Here is a 5,279-nt window from a genome sequence, read left to right as displayed (position 1 = left end):
GACAACAACCCCTCATCCCCCAACACCTCACGCAACCGCCAACCAACAAACGGCTCCAACGCCGCCGCGCACCGCTCCATCGCCGCCGCGAACACCGGCTCCTCCTCCCACAACCGCACCCCCATCCCCACCCACTGCGCACCCTGACCCGCAAACACAAACACCGGCCGCGACACAGAACCAGCAACCCCGGACACGGCCCCGGCCGAATCCCGCCCCGACGCGGCAGCAGTCAGCCCCTCCAGCAACTGGCCACGGTCCCGGCCGACCACCGCAAGCCGGTGCGAGAACCCCGTCGTCCGCGTCACCGCCAACGACAACGCCACATCCCCGACCGAGACCTCAGGGCGAGCGTCGACGAACTCAGCCAACCGACCCGCCTGCGCCACCAACGCCGCATCAGACCGCGCCGACACCACCCACACCACCGCACCCGCAGACTCCGACCCATCCTGGGTAGGAGCCTCCACAGCAGGGACGTCCAGGGCAGGGACATCCTCTGCAGGCTGCTCGAGGATGAGGTGGACGTTGGTGCCACTGACGCCGAACGAGGACACCCCCGCCCGGCGCCGGCGGGGTCCTGCCTCCCACGGGCGTGCGCTGGTGAGCAGCCGGACCGCTCCGGCCGACCAGTCCACGTGTGAGGACGGGGCGTCCACGTGCAAGGTCTGCGGCAGTATTCCGTGGCGCATCGCCTGCACCATCTTGATCACACCCGCGACACCAGCGGCGGCCTGGGTGTGACCAATATTCGACTTCACCGACCCCAACCACAACGGCCGACCCTCCGGCCGACCCTGCCCATACGTCGCCAGCAACGCCTGCGCCTCGATCGGATCACCCAACGCCGTGCCGGTCCCGTGCCCCTCCACCACGTCAACATCACCCGGCTGCAACCCCGCGCTGGCCAATGCCTGCTGGATCACACGCTGTTGCGACGGACCGTTCGGCGCCGACAGACCATTACTGGCCCCGTCCTGGTTGATCGCGCTACCCGCCACCACCGCCAGCACCCGGTGCCCGCGCGCGCGGGCGTCCGACAACCGCTCCAGGACCAGCACACCGACACCCTCACCCCACCCCGTGCCATCAGCCGCCTCCGCGAACGGCTTGCACCGCCCATCAGCAGCCAACCCCCGCTGCCGCGCAAACTCAGCGAACACTCCCAAAGCAGCCATCACCGTAACCCCGCCGGCCAACGCCAGCGAGCACTCACCCGACCGCAACGCCTGCGCCGCCAGGTGAATCGCCGTCAACGACGACGAACACGCCGTATCGATCGAAACCGCGGGCCCCTGCAATCCGAGGCAGTACGCCACCCGACCCGACGCCACACTCGCCGTCGTACCCGTCCTCGCGTACCCATTCCCGTCGTCCTGCTCCCCGGCCCGATACCCCGAGGCGGCGATTCCGGCGTAGACGCCTGTGTCGGTCCCCTTCAGCGAACCCGGAGCAATCCCCGCGTCCTCCAACGCCTCCCAGCACGTCTCCAAGAGCAGCCGCTGCTGAGGGTCCATCCCCAACGCCTCACGCGGACTGATCCCGAAGAACTCCGCATCGAAATCACCCGCATCACCTACGAACCCGCCCACCCGGGCGTAATCCTGACTCCCATCATCGGGATCGAAGACACCCGAACCCTCCAGATCCCAGCCACGGTCGCCAGGGAACCCCGACACCGCATCGGTCCCCCCGGCAACCAACCGCCAGAAACCCTCCGGATCCTTCACCCCACCCGGGAACCGACAACCCATCCCCACGATTGCCACCGGCTCCTGCTCGCGTTCCTCCAGCTTTCGCAGGCGATTGCGCGTCTGGACGAGCTCGGCCGACGTCTTCTTCAGATAGTCGAAAAGTTTTTCCTGGCTTTCCATCAATGGACCCCCTCGTCGATTCGGCAATCAGTTTTCATCTGATGGCGACTCATGGAATCTGAATTCTTTGTCAAGGAAGTCAAATACCTCATCGGGAGTCGCCGAATCAAACGCGGAGGACTCATCGGATTCCGACCGAGAATCTCCCTGCACCTCTACCCATCTCGACAGCATTCCGCGCAGGATTCTCGTAATATCGTCGGGCTTCTCACAGCTTCCCGCCATCTTCAGAAGATTGGATTCGACCTGGTTGAGCTCGCCGATCATTGTCGCCATTCCTGTTTCGCCATCGGCAAATATTCCCGGCCGCAGGTGACGGGCGAGCTCAACCGGTGTCGGATGGTCAAAGACGAGAGTCGCGGGAAGAGTGAGGCCGGTCTCGGTGGCGAGCCGGTTGCGCAGCTCCAGTGCGGTCAGCGAATCGATCCCCATGTCGCGGAACGCCCGCTGAGGGTCCAGCTCCGCCGGGCTGGCATGACCCAGCACCACCGCCGTAGCGGTCCGGACGACCCGCAGGACCTCCTCCTCACGATCGGCCGGGCCGAGCCCGGCCAGCCGCGCGGCCAACCCGCCTCCACCCGCGGCTGCCGCGGCAGCGACAGGACGACCCGGAGAACCCGCCGTCAGACCACTCAACAACGGTGAAGGCGAAACACCCGGACGAGACAGCGCGGCCAAGTCCAAACGGGCCGGCACCACCAACGGCACGTCCCACGCGACCGCGGCGTCGAACAGGGCCAGACCCTGGACGGTCGACATCGGCTCGATGCCGCCGCGACGCAGACGGGACAGGCCCGCACCCTCCAGCTGCTCGGTCATCTCCGAGGTCTGTTCCCACAGCCCCCACGCCAGCGACTGACCGACCAGGTGACGTTCCTGGCGATAGACGGCCAGGGCGTCCAAGAACGCGTTCGCCGCGGCATAGCTACCTTGCCCCGGATTGCCCAGGATGGCTGCGGCCGAGGAGTACAGCACGAACCCGGCCAGTCCCATGTCCTCGGTCAGCTCGTGCAGGTTCCAGGCCGCGTCAACCTTCGCCGACAGCACCGGTGCCATCCGCTGCGGTGTCAACGACTCCACGGTGCCGTCGTCGATCACGCCGGCTGCGTGCACCACTGCTGTCAGCGGCCGCTCGACTGCGATCTTGGCCAGGACCGAGGCGAGGGCGTCCCGGTCGGCGGCATCTCCGGCCTCCACCCGCACCTCCGCACCCAGCTCAGCCAACTCCGCAACCAGCCCGGCCGCGCCCGGTGCGGCCGGGCCGCGTCGCGACAACAACACCAGATGCCGTATGCCACGCACGGTGACCAAGTGCCGGGCCAACTCCCCACCCAACGTCCCCGTCCCACCCGTGACCAGCACGGTGCCCTGCGGGTCCCACTCGGCGGGCGCGGCTCCGGGCTCCTTCGTCACGCCCCGGGCCAGCCGACGCCCGAACACCGCCACACCGCTGCCGCCGTCGGCTGCGGGACTGATGCGGATCTCCGGCTCGTCAGCACCCAGTGCCAGGGCCATGACGGTGTCCACGTCAGCGTCCCGGGTCGGGTCCAGGTCGGTGGCCGGGTCGACGTCGACCAGCAGCACACGCCCCGGGTGCTCCGACTGCGCCGAACGCACCAGGCCCACGACCGCGGCACCGGCCAGGTCCTGCCCGGTGGCTGCGCCCTGGGTCCAGATCACCAACCGCGCGTTGTCCGTCTCGGGATCGGCCAGCCACTGCTGCACCCAACCCAACACCGTCACAGCAGCCTGGTGGGCCGCCTGCGGCTCCGACATCCCGAACGGGGTGGTCGGCGCCGGGGCGACCACCACCGGCGCCAGCTCGGACCCGACCGACTCGCCATGCCGCACCCACTGCACCGCGACGGTGTCAGGGGTCTGCGGCACCATCAGTGGGACCCAGTCCACTGTGAACAACGACTGCCTGGCCGCCCGACCCGACCCGCCCAGTTGCCCTGGTGCAACCTCCCGGAGCACCAACGATCGTGCTTGCAGAACGGGTTCACCAACAGCGTCGAACGCGGTGACCGAGACCCCAGCTGCCCCAGGGGTCAGCACCACCCGCAGGTGGCGGGCACCGCCCGCCAGCAAACGCACCCCCGACCACGCGAACGGCAACCCCGTCGCCCCACCGTTGTCGCTGCCACTGCTGGAACTGCTGGCAGTGATGAGGGCGTGCAGCGCGGCATCGAGGAGGGCAGGGTGCAGGCCAAACCCGGCAACGTCATCTTCGACGGCCTCAGGCAGCTCCGCCTCGGCGTAGACGGTGTCCCCGGCCCGCCATGCCTGGCGCATCCCCTGGAACGCCGGACCGTAACCGTAACCCTGCCGAGCCAGCCTGTCGTAGGCATCGTCGACCGGAACCGCCACCGCACCCGCCGGAGGCCAAACGGACAGCGGAGCAGGGACGGGCTCGCTGCCGACCGGAGCCAACTCGCCCACCGCGTTCCGCACCCACTCGCCCTCCCCCTCGCGAGAGGAGACCCTCACAGTTCGCCGGCCACTGTCGCCATCGCTATCGCCGACGTGGACCTGGACCTGCACGCCACCGTGCTCCGGCAGGACCAGAGGCTCCTGGAGCGTCAACTCCTCCAGCACACCACACCCGGCAAGGTCCCCGGCGTGGACGGCCAGGTCCACGAACGCCGTCCCCGGCAACAGCACCGTGCCGTGGACCGCGTGGTCGGCCAACCACGGCATCGCAGCCAGCGACAACCGACCCGTCAACACCAACCCATCACCATCAGCCAGCCACACCGCAGCCGCCAACAACGCATGCCCGACCCGCTGCTGACCAGCCGACAAAGCATCCCCACGACCAGCCACCGACTTCGGCCAATAGTGCTGACGCTGAAACGCATACGTCGGCAAAGCCACCCTCCGGGCCCCACCCTCCCCACCGTTCACGGCAGCCCAGTCCACCTCCACGCCCGCCGACCAAGCGCCCGCCAGCGCGGTCAACCACCGGTCCCGGCCGCCATCACCACGCTGCAAACTGCCCGCCGCGACCAGACCCTCACCCGCCTGCGCAACCGCCATACCCAACACCGGATGCGGACTCACCTCCACAAACACCCGATGCCCCTCAGCCACCAGCGCGGCAACAACCTCACCAAACCGCACCGGCTCCCGCAGATTCCGATACCAATACCCGCCATCCAACCCGGCGGTATCCACCACCCGCCCCTCAAGCGTCGAATAAAACGACACCGCACCACTGACCGGGGACAGTCCCGCCAGATCCTCGCCCAACAGGTCCTCGACCGCCTCGACGTGCGCGGTGTGGGAGGCATAATCCACCGCGATCCGCCGCGCCCCACGATCCGCAAACGCCTCGACGAACTCCGCACACGCCTGCGCGGCGCCGGCCACCACGACCTGGCGGGGAGCGTTGACCGCCGCGAC

2 protein-coding genes are annotated in these 5,279 nt (G+C 68.5%); both read right to left on the bottom strand.

The window, feature by feature from the left end; all coding sequences use genetic code 11:
• The coding region (locus AC3ERT_RS36385; RefSeq protein ID WP_435179432.1) for a type I polyketide synthase at positions 1-1,874 on the bottom strand (1,874 nt) is incomplete at its 3' end.
• 27 nt (positions 1,875-1,901) lie between these two features.
• On the bottom strand, positions 1,902-5,279 hold a 3,378-nt coding region (locus tag AC3ERT_RS36380; RefSeq protein WP_435179429.1), incomplete at its 5' end, for a type I polyketide synthase.

Source organism: Actinacidiphila sp. bgisy145, from assembly GCF_057708125.1.
This window is presented reverse-complemented; position numbering and strand designations above follow the sequence as displayed.